The following is an 18,148-nucleotide window of genomic DNA, read 5'->3' as shown; positions in this document are numbered from 1 at the left end:
CAATGCGACTCGCAATCACCTACGACGTAAGCGACGACTCGAATCGACGTCGAGTGTACCGCACGCTCGAGCGCTACGGCGCGTGGAAACAGTACAGCGTGTTCGAACTCGAGATATCCAAGACTGATCGAGTCGAACTCGAGGACGAACTCGAGTCCCACATCGAGCCATCGGATGGCGACCGAATTCGGCTGTATCGGTTGTGCGATTCGTGTCTCGATGCAACCACCGATATTGGTGCATCACAGGATGAAGAACAGTCGAATGTCATTTGATATCGACTCGTCGTTTCATCGACTGTTATAAACAGTCTGTACGGTGGGGGTCGATGAATAGAAGAGTCATTTTCGACGCTCGAGGAACACTTATGACCCTTCTATCCGTATCTCAACCCCCTGTCGCAGAAGGGAGAAAACCCACTACGGGATTGAAACGATGTGTTGACCTGCGGCTTGGAACGATGAGAGGATTGTCGCAGAAGGGAGAAAACCCACTACGGGATTGAAACGCAGATAGTTGCGCTCGAGCAACGCCGCTGCGAGCTGTCGCAGAAGGGAGAAAACCCACTACGGGATTGAAACACTTCTACCCCCTCTCCATCATCAAGAATTTTTAATCGTCGCAGAAGGGAGAAAACCCACTACGGGATTGAAACCGAAACTCGAGAAGACGTTCACACCGACGGGGAAGTCGCAGAAGGGAGAAAACCCACTACGGGATTGAAACATTATTACGTGGCCGAAGTTCGAACGGGAGAAGTCGACGTCGCAGAAGGGAGAAAACCCACTACGGGATTGAAACGCAGAACGAGAGCCCGATGATGCAGGTCCTCTTTGACGTCGCAGAAGGGAGAAAACCCACTACGGGATTGAAACTTGTTAGGGGGGGCCTACGTAGTAGGCCTCCCCCGTACGTCGCAGAAGGGAGAAAACCCACTACGGGATTGAAACAAGACCAAACGCGGTCAGACGGATCCGAGAACTCCCGTCGCAGAAGGGAGAAAACCCACTACGGGATTGAAACAGAACAGATACATAGAGAGGGCATATGAGAAGGGTATGTCGCAGAAGGGAGAAAACCCACTACGGGATTGAAACCATGAACACCTCATCTTCGACACTCCACACGTCGAAGCCGTCGCAGAAGGGAGAAAACCCACTACGGGATTGAAACAGCAGTCGCTTCCCTGCCCCGCCGTGGGCGAGTGTCGCAGAAGGGAGAAAACCCACTACGGGATTGAAACACGAAGATACGAACATGGTGACAGTGTGCCCAACCTGTCGCAGAAGGGAGAAAACCCACTACGGGATTGAAACACGTTACAGCCGGTGGGACTGTCCAAGGACAGAGCGGTCGCAGAAGGGAGAAAACCCACTACGGGATTGAAACGAACTCGTTTCCGTCCGTGAGCATAACCCGGAACGTGATCGTCGCAGAAGGGAGAAAACCCACTACGGGATTGAAACAGCTCGGATCCCGAAGCTGGCCCCTCGCGGAAGTCAGCGTCGCAGAAGGGAGAAAACCCACTACGGGATTGAAACAGCTCGTCGTACTCTTCGCGGATCTCCCGCGCGGTCTGTCGCAGAAGGGAGAAAACCCACTACGGGATTGAAACTGTCCTCTCTGGTTCAATGCCCCTGCGAGGTTTATACTGTCGCAGAAGGGAGAAAACCCACTACGGGATTGAAACTTTCATACTTATGAGTGACACATCTGACGACGGCGTCGCAGAAGGGAGAAAACCCACTACGGGATTGAAACCGTGAACGGGCCGGGTTGCCAGATGTTCCGATCCCTGGTCGCAGAAGGGAGAAAACCCACTACGGGATTGAAACTTTGTAATCCGGGCACGTGCACGCTTCGTTCGTCGTGTCGCAGAAGGGAGAAAACCCACTACGGGATTGAAACATATAGTACACTCATCGCAAACGGAAACGGAAACGTGTCGCAGAAGGGAGAAAACCCACTACGGGATTGAAACGATTACTGACACTCGCCGCAAGCGCAGTCACTGCCCGTCGCAGAAGGGAGAAAACCCACTACGGGATTGAAACCCCCGAAAGGGAGCAGGTCAGAGTTGGACACTTTAGTCGCAGAAGGGAGAAAACCCACTACGGGATTGAAACATGAGTACACCGGCATGGCAGACAAGCGGCGTGTGTGTCGCAGAAGGGAGAAAACCCACTACGGGATTGAAACGCTTCAGTAACGAAAGGCTACGTGAGGAACTGTTGGGTCGCAGAAGGGAGAAAACCCACTACGGGATTGAAACGACGTGTTCACAAACCCAGGGAGTTTACACCCGCCAGGTCGCAGAAGGGAGAAAACCCACTACGGGATTGAAACTCGTCGAGGTCTGCGCTCAACTCAAGAGTGTCGATGTCGCAGAAGGGAGAAAACCCACTACGGGATTGAAACTTCGTTTCCTTCTGTCTTGCACTACTCATCGGAACGTCGCAGAAGGGAGAAAACCCACTACGGGATTGAAACATTGACCGATGAGTAGCCGCCGTGTAGCGGAATTGGTCGCAGAAGGGAGAAAACCCACTACGGGATTGAAACTATTCAGGGGCTCTCGACGACGTGGTGGTTGCAGCGGGTCGCAGAAGGGAGAAAACCCACTACGGGATTGAAACACGTCTCCCTGCGCATCGCGAACGCGCACGTTGACCAGTCGCAGAAGGGAGAAAACCCACTACGGGATTGAAACAACAGGAGATGGTTGCAGCGTCTCGCCAGCTTGACGTCGCAGAAGGGAGAAAACCCACTACGGGATTGAAACCATCGATGAGCGTCGACGACGACGAGCGAACGCGAGTCGCAGAAGGGAGAAAACCCACTACGGGATTGAAACACTGACGACGTCGACGACGGCCTCGACGCTGGTCACGTCGCAGAAGGGAGAAAACCCACTACGGGATTGAAACAGCGGAATGAACTCGAATCAGGATCTGGGGGAGACTTGTCGCAGAAGGGAGAAAACCCACTACGGGATTGAAACGATTCCAATTCAGTTCGTCGCGGACGTCGTCGTAAAAGGTCGCAGAAGGGAGAAAACCCACTACGGGATTGAAACGCGAAAGCGGCATCCTCAGCATTGTTGGTCCGCTTCTGTCGCAGAAGGGAGAAAACCCACTACGGGATTGAAACGGGATGCGCCTTGCAGATAGATATGGGCCTGTTGAAGTCGCAGAAGGGAGAAAACCCACTACGGGATTGAAACACGACGAGAGCCTTAACGACCGAATCGCAAGCGCGGGTCGCAGAAGGGAGAAAACCCACTACGGGATTGAAACACGACGACTCGCCGGGCCTCGACGAACTCGACGCTGGTCGCAGAAGGGAGAAAACCCACTACGGGATTGAAACTGGCTGGGTTCCTCGGCCTGCGTCGGTTCATGGGAGGGTCGCAGAAGGGAGAAAACCCACTACGGGATTGAAACGCACTATGAGCATCAGTCACTCGCCAAGCCAGACGACGTCGCAGAAGGGAGAAAACCCACTACGGGATTGAAACACGACATCTCTTACTCGAGGGACCGGCACAGACGACCGTCGCAGAAGGGAGAAAACCCACTACGGGATTGAAACTTGCTGTTGGGCGAGAGTCTCGAACATCCCGCTATAGTCGCAGAAGGGAGAAAACCCACTACGGGATTGAAACAGTGTCATCACCCCGCGACAGTCGCTAATCCTGATACGTCGCAGAAGGGAGAAAACCCACTACGGGATTGAAACAATGGCATTATTGATTACCTCTTGTTATCGGTAGCGGGTCGCAGAAGGGAGAAAACCCACTACGGGATTGAAACTCTTCTACCAATTCGGACTCCCAATTCAATGATCCAGTCGCAGAAGGGAGAAAACCCACTACGGGATTGAAACTGACGCCGCCGGACGACCTCGACGGCGAGGATGAGTCGCAGAAGGGAGAAAACCCACTACGGGATTGAAACGGTACGCCGGGCGGGCGAGTGCCCAGGAGAGTAGTGGGTCGCAGAAGGGAGAAAACCCACTACGGGATTGAAACACTGCTGGGGTCGTCGCGATCGGGGCGATTGATTCCGTCGCAGAAGGGAGAAAACCCACTACGGGATTGAAACCGGACCGTATAGCGGCGGGGCAATGCAATGGGTCGGGTCGCAGAAGGGAGAAAACCCACTACGGGATTGAAACATGTTGTCCGGCGACCGCGAAGCGATTCGCGAAGTGTCGCAGAAGGGAGAAAACCCACTACGGGATTGAAACTTCCCGTCTAATTCTCGAGCGATACGATGAACGGTTGTCGCAGAAGGGAGAAAACCCACTACGGGATTGAAACTCGGATGCTTTTGGCGAACGAACGATCCAAACGTCGCAGAAGGGAGAAAACCCACTACGGGATTGAAACTCCGAATAGCAGGAACGTCAACGCCTTTTTGCGAGCGGTCGCAGAAGGGAGAAAACCCACTACGGGATTGAAACTGGATTTTGCACTCGTGAACCAGCACGTTGAGGGAGTGTCGCAGAAGGGAGAAAACCCACTACGGGATTGAGGAACATCTCAAATTCGTACTGACGACATGATTAGTTTTGCAGATTCATGTTGACCTACTCCCTCGATTTCTGTCTCGAGAAAATGCCTCGAGTCCGGTTTACGGACCGAAACCCCGATCCACGATGTGGTGATGGTGGTGGTGGTTTCTTCATCGCTAACTCGGTGATCGGGATTTCGGCTTACCGCCCCGACTCGAGCCTTAGTTAGACTCGAGCAGGTTCGGGGCGACGTGACAGCCACAGGGCGTGGCGATGCCGATCGTGGGCTCTTTCATTGTGACGAGTGCGACCGGGGTTCCGCAGGTGGGACACTCGACCAGAGACCTCGAATCGGATGTGGCGTCTGATTCAGTCTCGAGGTCGTCGCTCTTGTCGGTCATAATTGCCCTCCGGCGGTGGGTGTCACTGATGGCTGAGTGCTCTGCATCGGTCGTGCGGGATGTTTATATCCCGGTAGAATGAACGGAAACATGGCTTGCAAACGGCTCGTGTTTGGAAGCCACGCCTCGGGTGCTAGGACACCCGGGGCATTTCAACGCATGCCCCATCACTCGTGGAGGGTGACTTCCATTCTGTTTGTTGACCTGATGAGACTTATATCTATCCGTAACGGACCGGGAAAATCGCTGTTTCTGTAACCGAATCCGTCCTCGAGGCAGTATCTGATTCGTCGTCTCTCTGTCTCGAGACCTGCCGGTCTCCTCTCGTCCAGCAACTGTGGTTCCCTCTCGTCCAGCACTGTGGTCCGCTCGAGTGGCCCACCAGCGCGCGCCACCGCAGATTACTGCACCGAAGGCTGTGGCCGAGAGCACGTCTCGCAAATAGGCGAGACGTGCTCTCCTACGGAAGAGCAAGCTCTTCCGAGCTCGCACTCGCTTCGCTCGCGCGAACGAGGAAGGGCAGGCCTGCGTTGTGGAACGCGGTGTGGCCTGGCGGAGTGAAGGGGCGAAGCGCGCTGGCGCTTGCGTGGTCATCACAGCGACCCCTATCGCCGTAGGCGATATGTCGCTGTGAGACCGCCAGCGGGCTGAGGGCCTTCGGGGTCACAGTCACTCTTACTCGAGCAGGTACCTCCGGTGGTCTCACCAATAACAGTTCTCGAGTATCACAGAGCGGTTCATAGCCTTCATCTTCGTCAGGTGCTCGCTCCCATCTCTCGAGTGACCCGAACGAAATCCCGTTGTTCCCCAGAACGGCCGCGCTCGAGGACGGCCAATTGAACCAAGGTGATTTCGAAAAGACGACTTACAGAAACGCCTGAAACAGGAACAAGACGGCGTTGTAACCGCCGTGAATCCACATCACGAGATAGAGGTTTTCGTACTTCTCGTAGAGCCAGCCGAGCACGAGCGACAGCGCGAGGACGACGCCGAGCGAGACGACAGCTTCGGCGAACGTGGCCGTAAAGTAGGCGGGCAGGTGGATGCTCGAGAACAGCACCGAGGTCAGGACGATCGCCCCTGCAGAGCCGAACGCGGGGCGCATGTAGTTCTGGATGACGCCCCTGAACAACAGCTCCTCGGCGGGGCCGATGATGAGAATCGAGATCACGGCCAGCGCGAGGAAGTACGTCGCCGAGGCGTTCTCGTCGATCAGCGAGTGCTCCGAAGCGGGGATCCCGAGCGTGTTGCTGATGATCGAGAGTGCCATGCCGAGCGCGACGAGTCCGGCGATCGCGATGAGGCTGATGACGAACTGGCGGTTCGTCGGGATCGACAGTCCGAAATCGGATTTCGGGATCCAGCCGCGCATGACCGAAAGCGCCGCGAGGCCGACCGCGCCCAGTCCCAACATCGCCGACTCTGCGGCGGCCAGGAACACGAACCCGTCTCCCTCGAAGAGGTACTCTACGAGCTCGAGGCTATCGGTCACCATCAGCCCGATCATGAGTGGCATCATCAGCGCGATACTGCCGGCGAATGCGATGATGAACGCGCCGATGACGTAGCCGACCGAGCCGGCAATGGCGATCAACCGCGACCGCGACGGGGGTTCTTCGGGCCCTGACGCACCGGGGCCAGAATCTCCAGGATCGGAACCGGGATCTTCAGGATCGGAACCGGGCTCTTCGGGATCGGACGGAGGGTCCGATTGGGGGCTGTCCATACCTGAATATCAGGGAATCCGACCGATGAATGTGCCGATCCCTGCAGTCCGTGCTCGCATTCCGCACGGAACCCATATTTTTCACGGTCGCTCACTATTCTCCCGCCATGGCTCGAGGACTACTCGCGCGGCTCCGAGCGTGGATCGCCGTCGAAGACCTCGAGGAACGTATCGAGGGCTCGGGCGAGCCCATCACGTCGCCACAGCACAGGCGGTCGCCGGACGCCGAACGCGAACTTGAGCGACTCGAGGACGCCGCCGATGAAAATCGCGGTGAAGGCCCGTAGTTCGTTTCGAGTCGTCGCTCGCCGACGCGTGTCTCCGCGGGCGAATCGGTCCGTGCCCGTCAACGCGGGGTTGCACTCGCCGCCCCGGCATCGTTCGTGCGAATCGACGGTCCGACTCTTTCGATAATCGCACCAACGAGGCTATGTTTCGATACCCTCAAATTTGAGATATGCAACGACGCCACCTTCTCGGAACTCTCTGTCTGGCTTCTACGGTGTCGGTAGCCGGTTGTCTCGGAGACGATTCCACAACCGCGTTGGATCCGCCGGATCATGACGCGGACCCCGAAACGTTACCCTATCCGACACACGGCGAGGAACTTCCGACGGCGACGCTGCCGTCGCCGCTTCACGATCGATCGATATCGACGACGGAGTTCCTCGAGGAACGAGAAACCTTGCTCACCTTCGTCTTCACCCGCTGTCCCGGCCCGTGTCACTCGCTCACCTCGAGTCTCGCACACGTCCAGGCCGACGCGCTCGAGAACGGCTACGCTGACGAGGTTGCGCTCCTCCCGACGACGTTCGATCCCGAACACGACACGCCCGAAGAACTTCGATCGTTCTCCGAGTCAAACGGTGCGGATCCGGACGCCGAGAACTGGCAGTTCCTCCGGCCCGAATCGACATCGGAGGCGGCGGCGGTCATCAACGACGGCTTCGGCGTCGGGTTCGAGGAAGTGCCGATGGGGGAGGTCAACCACGACGACCACGACGAGCAAGAAAGCCACGACGATCATGATCAGGACAGCGACCACGACGACCAGGACCAGGAGAGCGACCACGATGACCAAGAGGAGCAGGAGGGTGACGACCACGATAGCGGCCACGACGACGATGACGAAACGACGTTCGTCCACGGAAACCTCCTGTTGCTCGTCAACCGCGACGGCTACGTCGAGCGAGCGTACGGTCGCCAACCGCCCCGGCCGGACGAAGTCCTTCGTGACCTCGCCGACGTGCGCGATCAGTTCGCATGAACAGACGCGACGTACTCGCGGGTCTCGGAAGCGTCGGTGTGCTCGGCACCAGCGCGGTCGTCTACTCGAGATTTCAAGCCGACGGGGATGTCGATCCGGTGACGGTCGAAACGCTCGAGGCTCCCGGTAGCGAAGCTGGCGAGACGACCGTGCCGGAACCCGGCCGCGTCACGTTTCTCGAGGTGTTCGCCACGTGGTGTTCGACCTGTCGCGGGATGATGTCGACGTTACAGGAGGTCTACGAACGGAGCGACGACGTTCACTTTCTTTCCGTCTCGAACGAACCGCTCGGAGCGACCGTCGACCGAACGGACGTGGTGGAATGGTGGCGGGCACACGACGGATCCTGGACCGTCGGAGTCGACGCGGATCTCGTCTTGACGTCCGAACTCGACGTGAGAGCCGTCCCCGCCACGTTCGTTTTCGATGAACAAAATAGGATCGTCAACGCCGACACGGGGACCAAGTCGGCCGACACGTTGCTCGAGTGGATCGAATCCGCACGGGCGTGATCGCGATGGCGTTCTCGAGGGGTGTCGGGTTCGCCGACCGCGCGAACGAGAGCCCGGAACGGGGATCCTCTTCGTCGTGAGCCTCGCCGCGTACCGTCGATGGGGCACGACGCAGTACCTCCTCGTCAGCGTCGCCGTCGGGGCGCTTTTCACCCGTTCGATCGTCGGCGGGGGAACCGTACTCGGCTACGTCCCGATGACGGTCCACCATTTCCTCGAACACAGTCTCGATTTCCTCATCACGGCGATTATTCTGTACGCCGTGTACGTCCACGCGCCCGGATCGTTCACCGACGTGGAGTCGTGACGCGTCAGGACGTGCCCGCACCGCGCCGACCGGCGGTCGCGGGAAAGCGTCGTAGTCGGACGATTCGGCGACTGCGATCCATCTCGACGGCGGTTGTTTCGATCGCGACTTTGTCTCGAGAACCAACAAAAAACCGCTTCTCGAGAAATACGAGATCCGGTCAGTCCTGGCCGTTCAGGGTAATATCTGCAACGCCGATGATCCGTTCGTCGGCCTCGAGTTCCTCCCGCGCTTCGTCGGGCACGGCACTGTCGACGTTGTAGACGGTGAGTGCTTCGCCGCCGATCGTTTCGCGGGCGTTGAACATGCCGGCGATGTTGACGCCGTGTTTGCCCATCACGGAGCCGATGAGGCCGATAACGCCGGGCTCGTCGGTGTTTCGCGTGATGACCATTCGGCCGTGGGGGATCGCGTCGACGCGGTAGCCGTCGATGCGGACGATTCGGGGGTCGTTCCCGGCGAAGAGCGTTCCGTCGACGGAGACTTCCGAGTTGCCGTTGCCGACGGTGACCGAGATCAGGCCCTGGAAGTCCTCGGCCTGTCGGGTCTTGGATTCGGTGACATCGACGCCGCGGTCCTCCGCGATCTGCGGTGCGTTGACGGCGTTGACCTGCCACTCGAGGGGTTCGAAGACGCCCTTGAGCGCGCTCGCGGTGACGAACTCGATGTCTTCGTCGGCGATGTCTCCTTCGTAGGTGACTTCGACGCTCTCGATGCGGCCGTCGAGTAGTTGTGCGGAAACTTTGCCCGCGGTCTCGGCGAGGTCGATGTAGGGTTCGACGCGCGGGAACGCACTCTCGTCGATCGAGGGGGCGTTGAGCGCGTTCGCGACCGGCTCGCCTTCGATGGCGGCGACGACCTGCTCTGCGGTCTGAGTGGCGACGTTCTCCTGAGCGGCTTCCGTCGACGCGCCGAGATGGGGCGTGACGATCACGTCATCGACGTACAAAAGCGGCGAGTCCTCGCTAAGGGGCTCCTCAGCGAAGACGTCGAGTGCGGCCCCCTCGAGGGTGCCGTCTTCGACTTTCGCCGCGAGCGCGTCCTCGTCGACGACGCCCCCGCGGGCGCAGTTGATCAGGTAGCCGCCCTCGAGCAGTTCGAGCTCCTCGTCGCTAATCAGCCCTTCCGTTTCGGGGGTCAGCGGTGTGTGAACCGTGACGAAGTCCGCGGCCTCGAGACACTCCTCGAACTCGACGAGTTCCGCGCCGATGCGGTCTGCGCGGTCCTCGGAGATGTAGGGGTCGTACGCGACGATGTCCATCCCCATCGAGTCGAGCTTTTTTGCGACTTCCTGTCCCACGCGGCCGAGGCCGACGACGCCGAGGGTCTTGTCGTCGAGTTCGGTTCCGAGGTAGTCGCCTTTGGCCCACTCGGCGTTTTTGAGGCGGACGTGTGCCTGCGGGATCGAGCGCGCGGCCGCGAACGTCATCGCGACGGTGTGCTCGGCGGCGGCTCGAACGTTCCCTTCCGGCGCGTTTGCGACGATAACGCCCTCGTCGGTCGCAGCGTCGATGTCGATGTTGTCGACACCGATTCCCGCGCGACCAACGATAGCCAGTTCTTCGGCGGCCGTAAGGACGTCCTCGGTGACTTCAGTTCCCGAACGAACGATCAGTCCGTTGGCGTCCGAAATCTCCTCGAGGAGCGCCTCGTCCTCGAGTTCGTATGCCGTTTCGACTTCGTAGCCGGCGTCCCTAAGTACCGCCAAGCCCGCGTCAGCGATAGGGTCCGTGACCAGAACCTTCATGCGCGAGTCAATTGCGTCGATAGGGTAAACCCTTCCGTTGTGTCCGAAGCTGGCGAAAGTTGCCGCCGTGGCCGATCAGCCGTTCGATAGCCGTTGACACCTCCTGTCGGCGAATCGTTCCCGTTCGTGTGACCATCGGCCTCGGACCATATCCGATCGTCAGGTCGGTGTGACATCGGATTCCGCTTCCGTACCGTCGCGCTCTTCGTACGATCCGTCGTCCGACTGCGAATCCGTCCCTGCTGTGGACTCGGTCTTTCCTTCGGAATCAGTTCTTCCCGCGGAACCGGTCTCCGTTAGCGGAACGTGACACGCCGACCGCGTCGCTCCGATCTGACGATGGTCGGGTTCTACTGTCGCACACTCCGGTTGCGCTCTCGGACACCGCGTGTGGAACGCACAGCCGCTGGGCGGCGAGACGGGACTGGGGATCTCGCCCTCGAGGCTGGTTCCGTTCGACGCCTCTCCGAGCGACGGAATCGCCTCGAGTAACGCCTCCGTGTACGGGTGTGTCGGCCGACCGAACACCTGCGCGGCGGGGCCGACTTCCATCAACTCACCGAGGTACATCACGGCAATGCGGTCCGCGACGTGTTCGACGACGTCGAGGTCGTGGGAGATGAGCAGGTACGTGAGACCGAGTTCGTCTTGGAGATCCAACAGGAGGTTAAGGATCCGCGCTTGCACGGAAATGTCGAGCGCCGAGACGGGTTCGTCGAGGACGAGAAGGTCCGGATCGAGCGCGATCGCACGGGCGATCGCGACGCGTTGAATCTGGCCCCCGGAAAGCTCGTGAGGATAGCTCTTTGCGTAGCCGGATGCCAATCCGACGCGATCGAGCAGCTTTACAACGCGTTCCTCCCGACGGCGTTCGCTCCACCCCCGAGCGCGCATGGGTTCGGCGATCGCCGCTTCGACCGTCATTCGCGGGTTGATACTCGATTTCGGATTCTGGAACACGTATCCGACGGTTGCGAGGGTCTCTGCCGACCGTTCGCCGACCGCCCCCATTCGCGCGCTGTCGATGCGAATCTCTCCCGTCGTCGGCGTCTCGAGGCCGGCGACGAGACCGGCCAACGTCGACTTCCCGCTCCCGCTTTCGCCGACGAGGCCGAGTGTTTTTCCCGAACGGACCTCGAGATCGATGTCGGAGACCGCCGTGAGGGTTCGCTCGTTCCCGAGGATCCGATCGAGGATCGTGCCGTCGAGATCGAACCGCTTGGAGACGCCGTCGCACTCGACGAGGGGCTCCGCGCCGGAGCGTTCCTCGGCCCGTTCGGTCCGCGACCGCTCGCGACTCGAGGCGGTTTCCCCCATCGAGGGGAAGGGTTTCCCCATTGAGCGATTCGAGTTGCCGCCTCGAGTTCCGTCCGCTCGACTCGAGTCGAACACGATCGGTTCGGCACATGCCGCGGTCCCGCCGGTGGCTCCGTCGATCTCCACGTGTGGTATCTCGCGGGTTCGACACGAGTCGGTCGCATGGGGACAACGCGGCGCGAACGAACAGCCGGGTCGCTCCTCGAGCAGGTCGGGGACCGATCCGTCGATCGTGGGTAAGGACGACTTTCGTTCTGACTCCTGGGTCAAACACTCGAGTAACGCTCGCGTGTACGGATGGCGCGGGTCCTCGAGGATGCGTTCGGTCGGGCCGGTTTCCATCACTTCGCCGGCGTACATCACGACGATTCGATCGCAGATGTCGGCGACGACGCCGATGTCATGGCTGATCAGGACCATCGCGAGGCCGCGCTCGTCGTTGAGCCGTCGAAGTCGCTCGAGGATCTGTGCCTGCGTCGTCGTATCCAGCGCTGTCGTCGGTTCGTCGGCGATCAGGAGGTCGGGTTCCGAGGCGAGTGCGATCGCGAGGCCGGCCCGTTGGCGCATTCCACCCGAGAGTTCGTGCGGATACGCATCGACGCGGTCGTCGGGACTTGCGATCCCAACCGCTTCCATGAGTTCGACCGCCCGGTCGCGCTTTTCTCGCCAGTCGGACCGGCGGCTGAACAGCGGAGCGTGGAGGTAGTCGAGGAGTCGCTGGGAGTCCGGTTCGTCGTGGACCTTGAGCGATTCGGCAATCTGTTCGCCGATATCGAAGACGGGGTTTAACGTCTCTGTTGGGTCCTGAAACACCATCGAGACGGCGTCGCCGCGAAGCCGTCGAAGCTCCCGGGGCGACGCGTCGGTGACTTCGGTCCCGTCGATCTGGACGGATCCCCGGACGATCTCGCCGGGGTCCTCGAGACCGACGATAGAGCGGGCGGTGACGGACTTGCCACAGCCGCTCTCGCCGACGACGCCAACGATTTCGCCGTGGTCGACGGTAAAGGAGACGCCGTCGACCGCGCGAACGATTCCGTCGTGCGTCTGAAACTGCGTGTGGAGGTTTTCGACGGTGAGTAATTCGGTCATAGTTACGTGATTTTCTCGGTCGTCGCGTCGTGTTTCGGATCGAGGATGTCCCGGAGTCCGTCACCGAGGAGGTTGAACCCGAGGACGGTGAGCATGATCGCGACGCCCGGGATGTTTGCGATCCACCAGGCGTCCCGGAGGTAGTGGCGGCCGGCCGAGAGCATCGTCCCCCATTCGGGCGTCGGCGGCTGTGCGCCGAGGCCGATAAACGAGAGTCCGGCCGTCCCGAGGATGACAGTTCCCAGGTTCAACGTCGCCAAAACGATGACCGGGCTGGCGACGTTCGGCAGGAGGTGTCGGATCGTGATTCGGAACCGGGAGACGCCCATCAGCTGTGCCGCCTGGACGAACTCGCGTTCTTTCGTCGAGAGCACGCTGGCCCGGACGACCCGGGCGTAGGACGCCCAGCCGACGACGGCGAGTGCGATCATGACGTTTCGCAGGCTCGGGCCGAGGATCCCGGCTATCACGAGCGCGAGGACGAGCCCGGGAAACGCGAGCTGAACGTCGACGAGTCGCATCAGCAGTTCGTCGATCCAGCCGCCCGCGTACCCCGCGAGTACCCCGATCGTCGTCCCGAGGACGAGCCTGATCGCGGTAACCAAAACGGCGATCCCGAGCGAAAGCCGCGCCCCGTATAATAGTCTCGAGAAGATGTCTCGACCGAGCTGGTCGGTCCCGAACGGGTGGGCGAGCGAGGGCCCCTGGAGCCGGTTGGGAACGTCCTGAGCGGCCGGATCGTAGGGGGCGACCAGCGGGCCGAATACGGCCGCGATGACGAGCGTTCCGACGATAGCCAGTCCCGCGATGTTGAGCGGATCCGCGAGGAACGCACGGAGTTCTCGAGAGGTTCGTACGTCTCGATACCGTGTCCGGAGGGAACCCACCAGGTCGTTCACGCCGTTTCACCACCCAGGGAGACGCGCGGATCGAGGTACCGATAGCTCGCGTCGACCAACAGGTTCGTCGCGACGAATATCAGGGCGGTGAACAGGGCGATCCCCTGGACGACGGGGTAATTACGCTCGAAGACCGCGTCGACGAGTAACATGCCGAGCCCGGGTCGTTGGAAGACGATTTCGACGACGACCGCGCCGTTGAGGAGCGAGCCGAACTGGAGGCCGACGATCGTTACGACGGGAATAATCCCGTTTCTGAACGCGTGTTTGTAGACGACGATCCGCTCTCGGAGCCCCTTCGTCCGAGCCGTGTCGATGTACGGATCCTCGAGAACCTCAAGCATCGAGGTTCTGACGAGTCGCGTTACGACGGCGGCCATTCCGGTCCCGAGCGTGAGCGCCGGCAAGACGAGTTGGCTGTAACTGCCCGCACCGGCGACCGGGAGAACGCCGAGCGTCAGCGAGAAGACCAGGATGAGGAGGTAGCCGAGCCAGAAGTTCGGCATTGAGACGCCGACCAACGCGCCGAACTGGCTCGCGTGGTCGACGGCGGAGCCTCGATGGACGGCACTCAGGACGCCCGTCGGGATCGCAATCACGAGCGCGACCGCCATCGACACGACGGCCAACTCGAGGGTTAACGGAAGCGCGTCGACGAGCAGCGTCGACACGGCGGTGTCTGTGTAATACGACGAGCCGAGGTCGCCCCGGAGCACGCCGCTCAACCAGTCGAGATACTGGATCGGAACCGGTTCGTCCAAGCCCCGTTCGGCACGGAAAGCGTCGATCTCCTGTTGGGAGGGCTGGCGCTCGAGGCGCTGGCGGAGGATCACCTCGGCCGGATCGCCGGGTGTCAAAAAGACCAATCCGAAGGTAACGATCGAGACGCCGAACATGACCGCGAGCGACGTTCCGAAGCGATATGCGAGGTAGTTGTACATCGGTGGGTTCGCTCCTTACGACTCTCTTCGAAGATCGGTCCACTCGGTGAGTCGATCGATGGGGTGGTGGCCGATTCCTTCGATGGCGGCGTCGGCGGCGACGACGTACTCCTGGAAGTAAAGCGGGATGACGACCGCTTCCTCCATGATCTGTCGTTGTGCCTCGACATACGCCGTCTCTTTCTCGTCGGGCTCTCGAGACTGGAATCCCGTCTCGATCAGCTCATCGACCGCTCCACCGAGGTTGTGGAGGCCAGTTCCCTCGTTTTCGTGTCGATCTATGTTGCTGATGCCCAGCGAGTGGAAATTTTCCCACATGAGGTAGTCGGCCGCCGGACTGTTCGACTGCGATCCTCTGATCCTGAGGTGGAACTCGCCGCTGTCGACGCGGTCGTCAAGGGAGGCCTGCTCGAGCACTTCGACGTCGATGTCGACGCCGATGTCGTCGAACTCTGAGTCGAGTCGCTGGGCGATGAGACCGCCGTCGTCCATGTCGTTTTCGACGAGACAGGACAGCGCTTCCCCGTCGTAGCTCGACTCGTCGACGAGCTCTCGCGCGGCGTCGTGATCCCGTTCGTAGCTCGGCAGTTCCTCGTCTGCGGCCCAGTCGATCACCGTCGAGATGGGGCCGCCGGCCGCGATGCCGATCCCCTCGAGCAACGAGTCGACGATCTCCTCCTGCGAAATCGCGTGGTTCAGCGCCTGCCGGAGCGCCGCGTCGTCGGTCGGCTCGTTGTAGAGGTTGATCGAGACGTACGTCGAGCCCGGCGACTGTTCGGCCTCGAGGGCGATGTCGTCGTCCTCTCGGAACGAGGAGACGCGACTCTTGGCGGGGTCGTAGATGATATCGACATCCCCCGACTCGAGGAGGTTCGTCCGCGTCGTCGCGTCTTCGGCCGCTCGGAACGTGAGGCCGTCCGGACCTGGTTCGCCACCCCAGTAGTCCTCGAACGCCGCAACCTCGAGTTGTTGGCCGTTGTCGATCTCCTCCAAGGTGAACGGGCCGGTTCCGATGACGTTCCCCGCCCTCGGCTCCGCTTCGGGCGGATGGATGTCGATCATGTTGTGAGCGATCGTTCCGGGAAACCCGGGGAACGGTTCGGTGTTTTCGAACTCGACGGTGTAGTCGTCGATCTTTTCGACGCTGTTTGGCTCGAGGTGGAGCCAGCCGTAAACGACGTCGCCACGCTCGGTCAGGATGTCGTCCTCGAACGTCGTGACCACGTCGTCGGCGGTCATCTCCTCACCATTGTGGAAGCTGACTCCCTCGCGCAGCTCGAACACCCAGGTGGTGTCGCCGGCCGCTTCCCAGTCGGTCGCCAGCCACGGCTCGGGCTGCATGTCTTTAGTTCCCCAGACGAGCGGTTCGACGACTCGCGTCCAGTAGGGGCTCATACCGCCCCAGTTGTCCCACGAATCGCCGGCTCCGGTCGGGTCCATGTGCGGAACGATCGTAAACGTTCCCGGCTCGTCCGTACTCCCTTCCGCACAACCCGCGAGTCCTGAAACTGCGGCGGCACCGATTCCACCAAGCAACTGACGACGTGATATTGTCGAGTTCATCGTTTTCATAAGATATGGATGTCTATTAATAAGATTTGCTAATTTGAATAGTGGTGTAATTATAACCAGGGCCGTTTGGTGTGAATTCACTGCGGGTGGGCTCAACGAGACGAAGCGATTGACCGTCGATAGCGGCAACCATGAAACTCAGTTTTCAGTAGTGAAAGCTAGATTGTAAAGCTACCGATCGATCACCGCTCACGATGTCCGAACGGCGGAAGAACTCACAGGTGGGCGACGGATCCACGAAGAACGTTCAAGGCTACTATCGGCGAACGTACTAACCAATGTTCGCCGAGTCGTTTCCGTCGAGAACGACACCCCTACTAACGAACTGCAGGCCGTGTTCCACTGCGTCGTAGCTCAAAATCGGTCGTTCGACCGCTCGAAAAAGGGTGCTAAAAGAGCCAAACGAATGCCGGAATTTGTGACTGTGCCTGGATACAGAACGATGTTCTCGAGGAGTGGATCCTGAATGTTCCTACAGCAGAATCGACCCCCATATCGTAACCGCGGCCTGCCCGATCAGGAGCATCAGCGCTCCGCCGAGTCTCGAGGACATCTGTGCGAACGCCATCAATTCCATTCGTTCGGCGGCCGCGAGGGTCGCGACATCGCCCGACCCGCCCATGTTGACCATACAGAGGCCGCCACAGAGGGCCGCCTCGATCGGGAACATGCCAAAGAGGTAGCCGACGAATGCGGCACCGACCGCGCCACCGATGACGACGAGGATCACGATGGCGAAGTACGTCGGCGTGATCATCTCGATGAGGACGTCGATATCGATGAGCGCCATTCCGATCGCGAGCAAAAGCGGGCCGACGAATCCCGCGACCATGAAGTCATAGAAGTGGCCCGCACCGTCTTCTAACCGATCCGGAAACACCTGTGAAACCTTGATTCCAACCGCGAACAGGATCATGATCGCGAACGGGTGAATCGGGATGATGTTCGCGAACAGATAGCCGAGTATCAACAGCCCCATCGCGATCATCCACCCCGTGACGATCGTGTTTTCGGTGAGCTCGACGCCGGAATCTTCGGTCTCGGAACCGGATTCTGGCATCCACTTTTCTTCGGGCATGACGACGCCGTCGCCGCTCAGCGACGGGCGAACCTTCCCGATTCGGTTCGCGACCGCGGCAAAGAGGATTCCGGCCATATTGCCGAGGATGATCACGGGAGCGATGATCGAGAACATCTGTTCGAAGCTTGTCCCCGTCTCGCTCGCGTAGATTTCGCTCAACGGGATCCCGCCCGCACCCATCCCACCCCCGAAGACCGGGATCAGTATTGTTAGCAGTGCATCCAGTCCGCCGTAGCCCAGGATCGCCCCCGAAACGTAGGCCGTCAACGCGGCGACGACCAGCCCACCAACGACGGCTGGGGCGTATATCGGGAGCGCCTTGACCAGATACGACCGCGGCATCGAGAGGATGCTTCCCGTAATCAACGCGGCGATGAACCAGTCGAGCATGTTCGAGCTATCCTGCAGGAAGCCCTCGATGGTCTGGTACGACTCCGCGGGGATCAGCGAGTAGTAGTTTATCAGCAGTCCCAACACGAGACAGAGAACGAGTCCGCCGCCGAACCACGTGCGCCAGACCGGAACTCGATCGCCGATAAAGACGGTGATCCCCGATATGACGAGCAAAAAGGCCGTCGCGCCGACCATATCGTCCGGAAGGTCGCCGGTGAAGACGGCGGTGAGTACGGTGAGAAGCAGTGGAAGGTAAATATATAGCGGGACGCCGTAGGCAATCTCCGCTCGGAGGAGAGATGATTCTGAATTGTTCCAATATTGATTAATCGTATTGTACATTCACATTAGCACTGTCAACCCATAGCATTAAGAGAT

The 18,148-nt window shown here is 59.9% G+C and carries 14 protein-coding genes and 1 CRISPR repeat array; of the genes, 5 read left to right on the top strand and 9 right to left on the bottom strand.

All coding sequences use genetic code 11. The features are described 5' to 3' along the window. Positions 1-2 precede the first annotated feature (2 nt). Complete coding sequence (gene cas2 / locus ACYQ14_RS09385; RefSeq protein WP_459887378.1) at positions 3-275, top strand: CRISPR-associated endonuclease Cas2; 273 nt, start codon at positions 3-5, stop codon at positions 273-275. Between the two features lie 122 nt (positions 276-397). Beyond that, a CRISPR array of direct repeats spans positions 398-4,538; the repeat unit is 37 nt; unit sequence GTCGCAGAAGGGAGAAAACCCACTACGGGATTGAAAC. A gap of 198 nt (positions 4,539-4,736) precedes the next feature. Here the strand turns inward: cas2 and ACYQ14_RS09380 are convergent. The 3 genes from ACYQ14_RS09380 to ACYQ14_RS09370 form a co-directional block, all read right to left on the bottom strand. Then, entirely contained in the window at positions 4,737-4,916 is a 180-nt protein-coding gene (locus tag ACYQ14_RS09380) for a hypothetical protein (RefSeq protein WP_459887376.1), read from the bottom strand. A 460-nt stretch (positions 4,917-5,376) separates the two neighbouring features. After that, on the bottom strand, positions 5,377-5,583 hold the full coding sequence (locus tag ACYQ14_RS09375) for a hypothetical protein (RefSeq protein WP_459887374.1): 207 nt from the start codon (positions 5,581-5,583) through the stop codon (positions 5,377-5,379). A 198-nt stretch (positions 5,584-5,781) separates the two neighbouring features. Beyond that, positions 5,782-6,642 carry a CPBP family intramembrane glutamic endopeptidase gene (locus ACYQ14_RS09370; RefSeq protein WP_459887372.1) on the bottom strand — a complete coding sequence of 287 codons (861 nt, stop codon included), beginning with the start codon at positions 6,640-6,642 and terminating at the stop codon, positions 5,782-5,784. A gap of 107 nt (positions 6,643-6,749) precedes the next feature. Between ACYQ14_RS09370 and ACYQ14_RS09365 the strand changes: the two genes are divergently transcribed. The 4 genes from ACYQ14_RS09365 (at position 6,750) to ACYQ14_RS09350 (ending at position 8,728) form a co-directional block, all read left to right on the top strand. Continuing rightward, a complete protein-coding gene (locus tag ACYQ14_RS09365) occupies positions 6,750-6,929 on the top strand; it encodes a hypothetical protein (RefSeq protein WP_459887370.1) in 180 nt (59 codons plus the stop codon). A 170-nt stretch (positions 6,930-7,099) separates the two neighbouring features. Next, positions 7,100-7,909 (top strand): SCO family protein, encoded by an 810-nt coding sequence (locus ACYQ14_RS09360; protein ID WP_459887369.1) that lies wholly within the window; start codon positions 7,100-7,102, stop codon positions 7,907-7,909. Then, positions 7,906-8,421, top strand: a complete 516-nt coding sequence (locus ACYQ14_RS09355) for a TlpA family protein disulfide reductase (protein WP_459887367.1) — start codon at positions 7,906-7,908, stop codon at positions 8,419-8,421. The genes ACYQ14_RS09360 and ACYQ14_RS09355 overlap by 4 nt, the downstream gene beginning before the upstream one ends. 64 nt (positions 8,422-8,485) lie before the next feature. Further along, positions 8,486-8,728, top strand: coding sequence for a DUF7471 family protein (locus tag ACYQ14_RS09350; protein WP_459890034.1), 243 nt, complete (start codon positions 8,486-8,488; stop codon positions 8,726-8,728). A 160-nt stretch (positions 8,729-8,888) separates the two neighbouring features. Here ACYQ14_RS09350 and serA read toward each other — a convergent pair whose 3' ends face one another. From serA to ACYQ14_RS09320, 6 genes are all read right to left on the bottom strand, one after another. Beyond that, positions 8,889-10,475: a phosphoglycerate dehydrogenase gene (serA, locus tag ACYQ14_RS09345; RefSeq protein ID WP_459887365.1), complete on the bottom strand. Its 1,587-nt coding sequence runs from the start codon at positions 10,473-10,475 to the stop codon at positions 8,889-8,891. A 159-nt stretch (positions 10,476-10,634) separates the two neighbouring features. Further along, the gene (locus ACYQ14_RS09340; RefSeq protein WP_459887364.1) at positions 10,635-12,884 is read right to left on the bottom strand and encodes a dipeptide ABC transporter ATP-binding protein; all 2,250 of its coding nucleotides are present in this window, start codon (positions 12,882-12,884) and stop codon (positions 10,635-10,637) included. A gap of 2 nt (positions 12,885-12,886) precedes the next feature. Beyond that, positions 12,887-13,783 carry a nickel transporter permease gene (nikC, locus tag ACYQ14_RS09335; RefSeq protein ID WP_459887362.1) on the bottom strand — a complete coding sequence of 299 codons (897 nt, stop codon included), beginning with the start codon at positions 13,781-13,783 and terminating at the stop codon, positions 12,887-12,889. Beyond that, positions 13,780-14,724 (bottom strand): nickel ABC transporter permease, encoded by a 945-nt coding sequence (gene nikB / locus ACYQ14_RS09330; protein WP_459887360.1) that lies wholly within the window; start codon positions 14,722-14,724, stop codon positions 13,780-13,782. The genes nikC and nikB overlap by 4 nt, the downstream gene beginning before the upstream one ends. A gap of 15 nt (positions 14,725-14,739) precedes the next feature. Then, positions 14,740-16,287, bottom strand: coding sequence for an ABC transporter substrate-binding protein (locus tag ACYQ14_RS09325; RefSeq protein WP_459887358.1), 1,548 nt, complete (start codon positions 16,285-16,287; stop codon positions 14,740-14,742). Between the two features lie 481 nt (positions 16,288-16,768). Further along, on the bottom strand, positions 16,769-18,112 hold the full coding sequence (locus tag ACYQ14_RS09320) for a 2-hydroxycarboxylate transporter family protein (protein ID WP_459887356.1): 1,344 nt from the start codon (positions 18,110-18,112) through the stop codon (positions 16,769-16,771). Positions 18,113-18,148: the final 36 nt, after the last annotated feature.

The sequence above is a fragment of the Halostagnicola bangensis genome (assembly GCF_054653435.1).
The sequence above is the reverse complement of the archived record's forward strand: the minus strand, read 5'-3'. Positions and strand labels throughout refer to the sequence as shown.

Bases quoted from the DNA above. Each gene is read 5' to 3' on its own strand.
- cas2 (WP_459887378.1), top strand. From the start codon at position 3: ATGCGACTCGCAATCACCTACGACGTAAGCGACGACTCGAATCGACGT.
- ACYQ14_RS09380 (WP_459887376.1), bottom strand. From the start codon at position 4,916: ATGACCGACAAGAGCGACGACCTCGAGACTGAATCAGACGCCACATCC.
- ACYQ14_RS09370 (WP_459887372.1), bottom strand. From the start codon at position 6,642: ATGGACAGCCCCCAATCGGACCCTCCGTCCGATCCCGAAGAGCCCGGT.
- ACYQ14_RS09365 (WP_459887370.1), top strand. From the start codon at position 6,750: ATGGCTCGAGGACTACTCGCGCGGCTCCGAGCGTGGATCGCCGTCGAA.
- ACYQ14_RS09360 (WP_459887369.1), top strand. From the start codon at position 7,100: ATGCAACGACGCCACCTTCTCGGAACTCTCTGTCTGGCTTCTACGGTG.
- ACYQ14_RS09355 (WP_459887367.1), top strand. From the start codon at position 7,906: ATGAACAGACGCGACGTACTCGCGGGTCTCGGAAGCGTCGGTGTGCTC.
- serA (WP_459887365.1), bottom strand. From the start codon at position 10,475: ATGAAGGTTCTGGTCACGGACCCTATCGCTGACGCGGGCTTGGCGGTA.
- ACYQ14_RS09340 (WP_459887364.1), bottom strand. From the start codon at position 12,884: ATGACCGAATTACTCACCGTCGAAAACCTCCACACGCAGTTTCAGACG.
- nikB (WP_459887360.1), bottom strand. From the start codon at position 14,724: ATGTACAACTACCTCGCATATCGCTTCGGAACGTCGCTCGCGGTCATG.
- ACYQ14_RS09325 (WP_459887358.1), bottom strand. From the start codon at position 16,287: ATGAACTCGACAATATCACGTCGTCAGTTGCTTGGTGGAATCGGTGCC.
- ACYQ14_RS09320 (WP_459887356.1), bottom strand. From the start codon at position 18,112: ATGTACAATACGATTAATCAATATTGGAACAATTCAGAATCATCTCTC.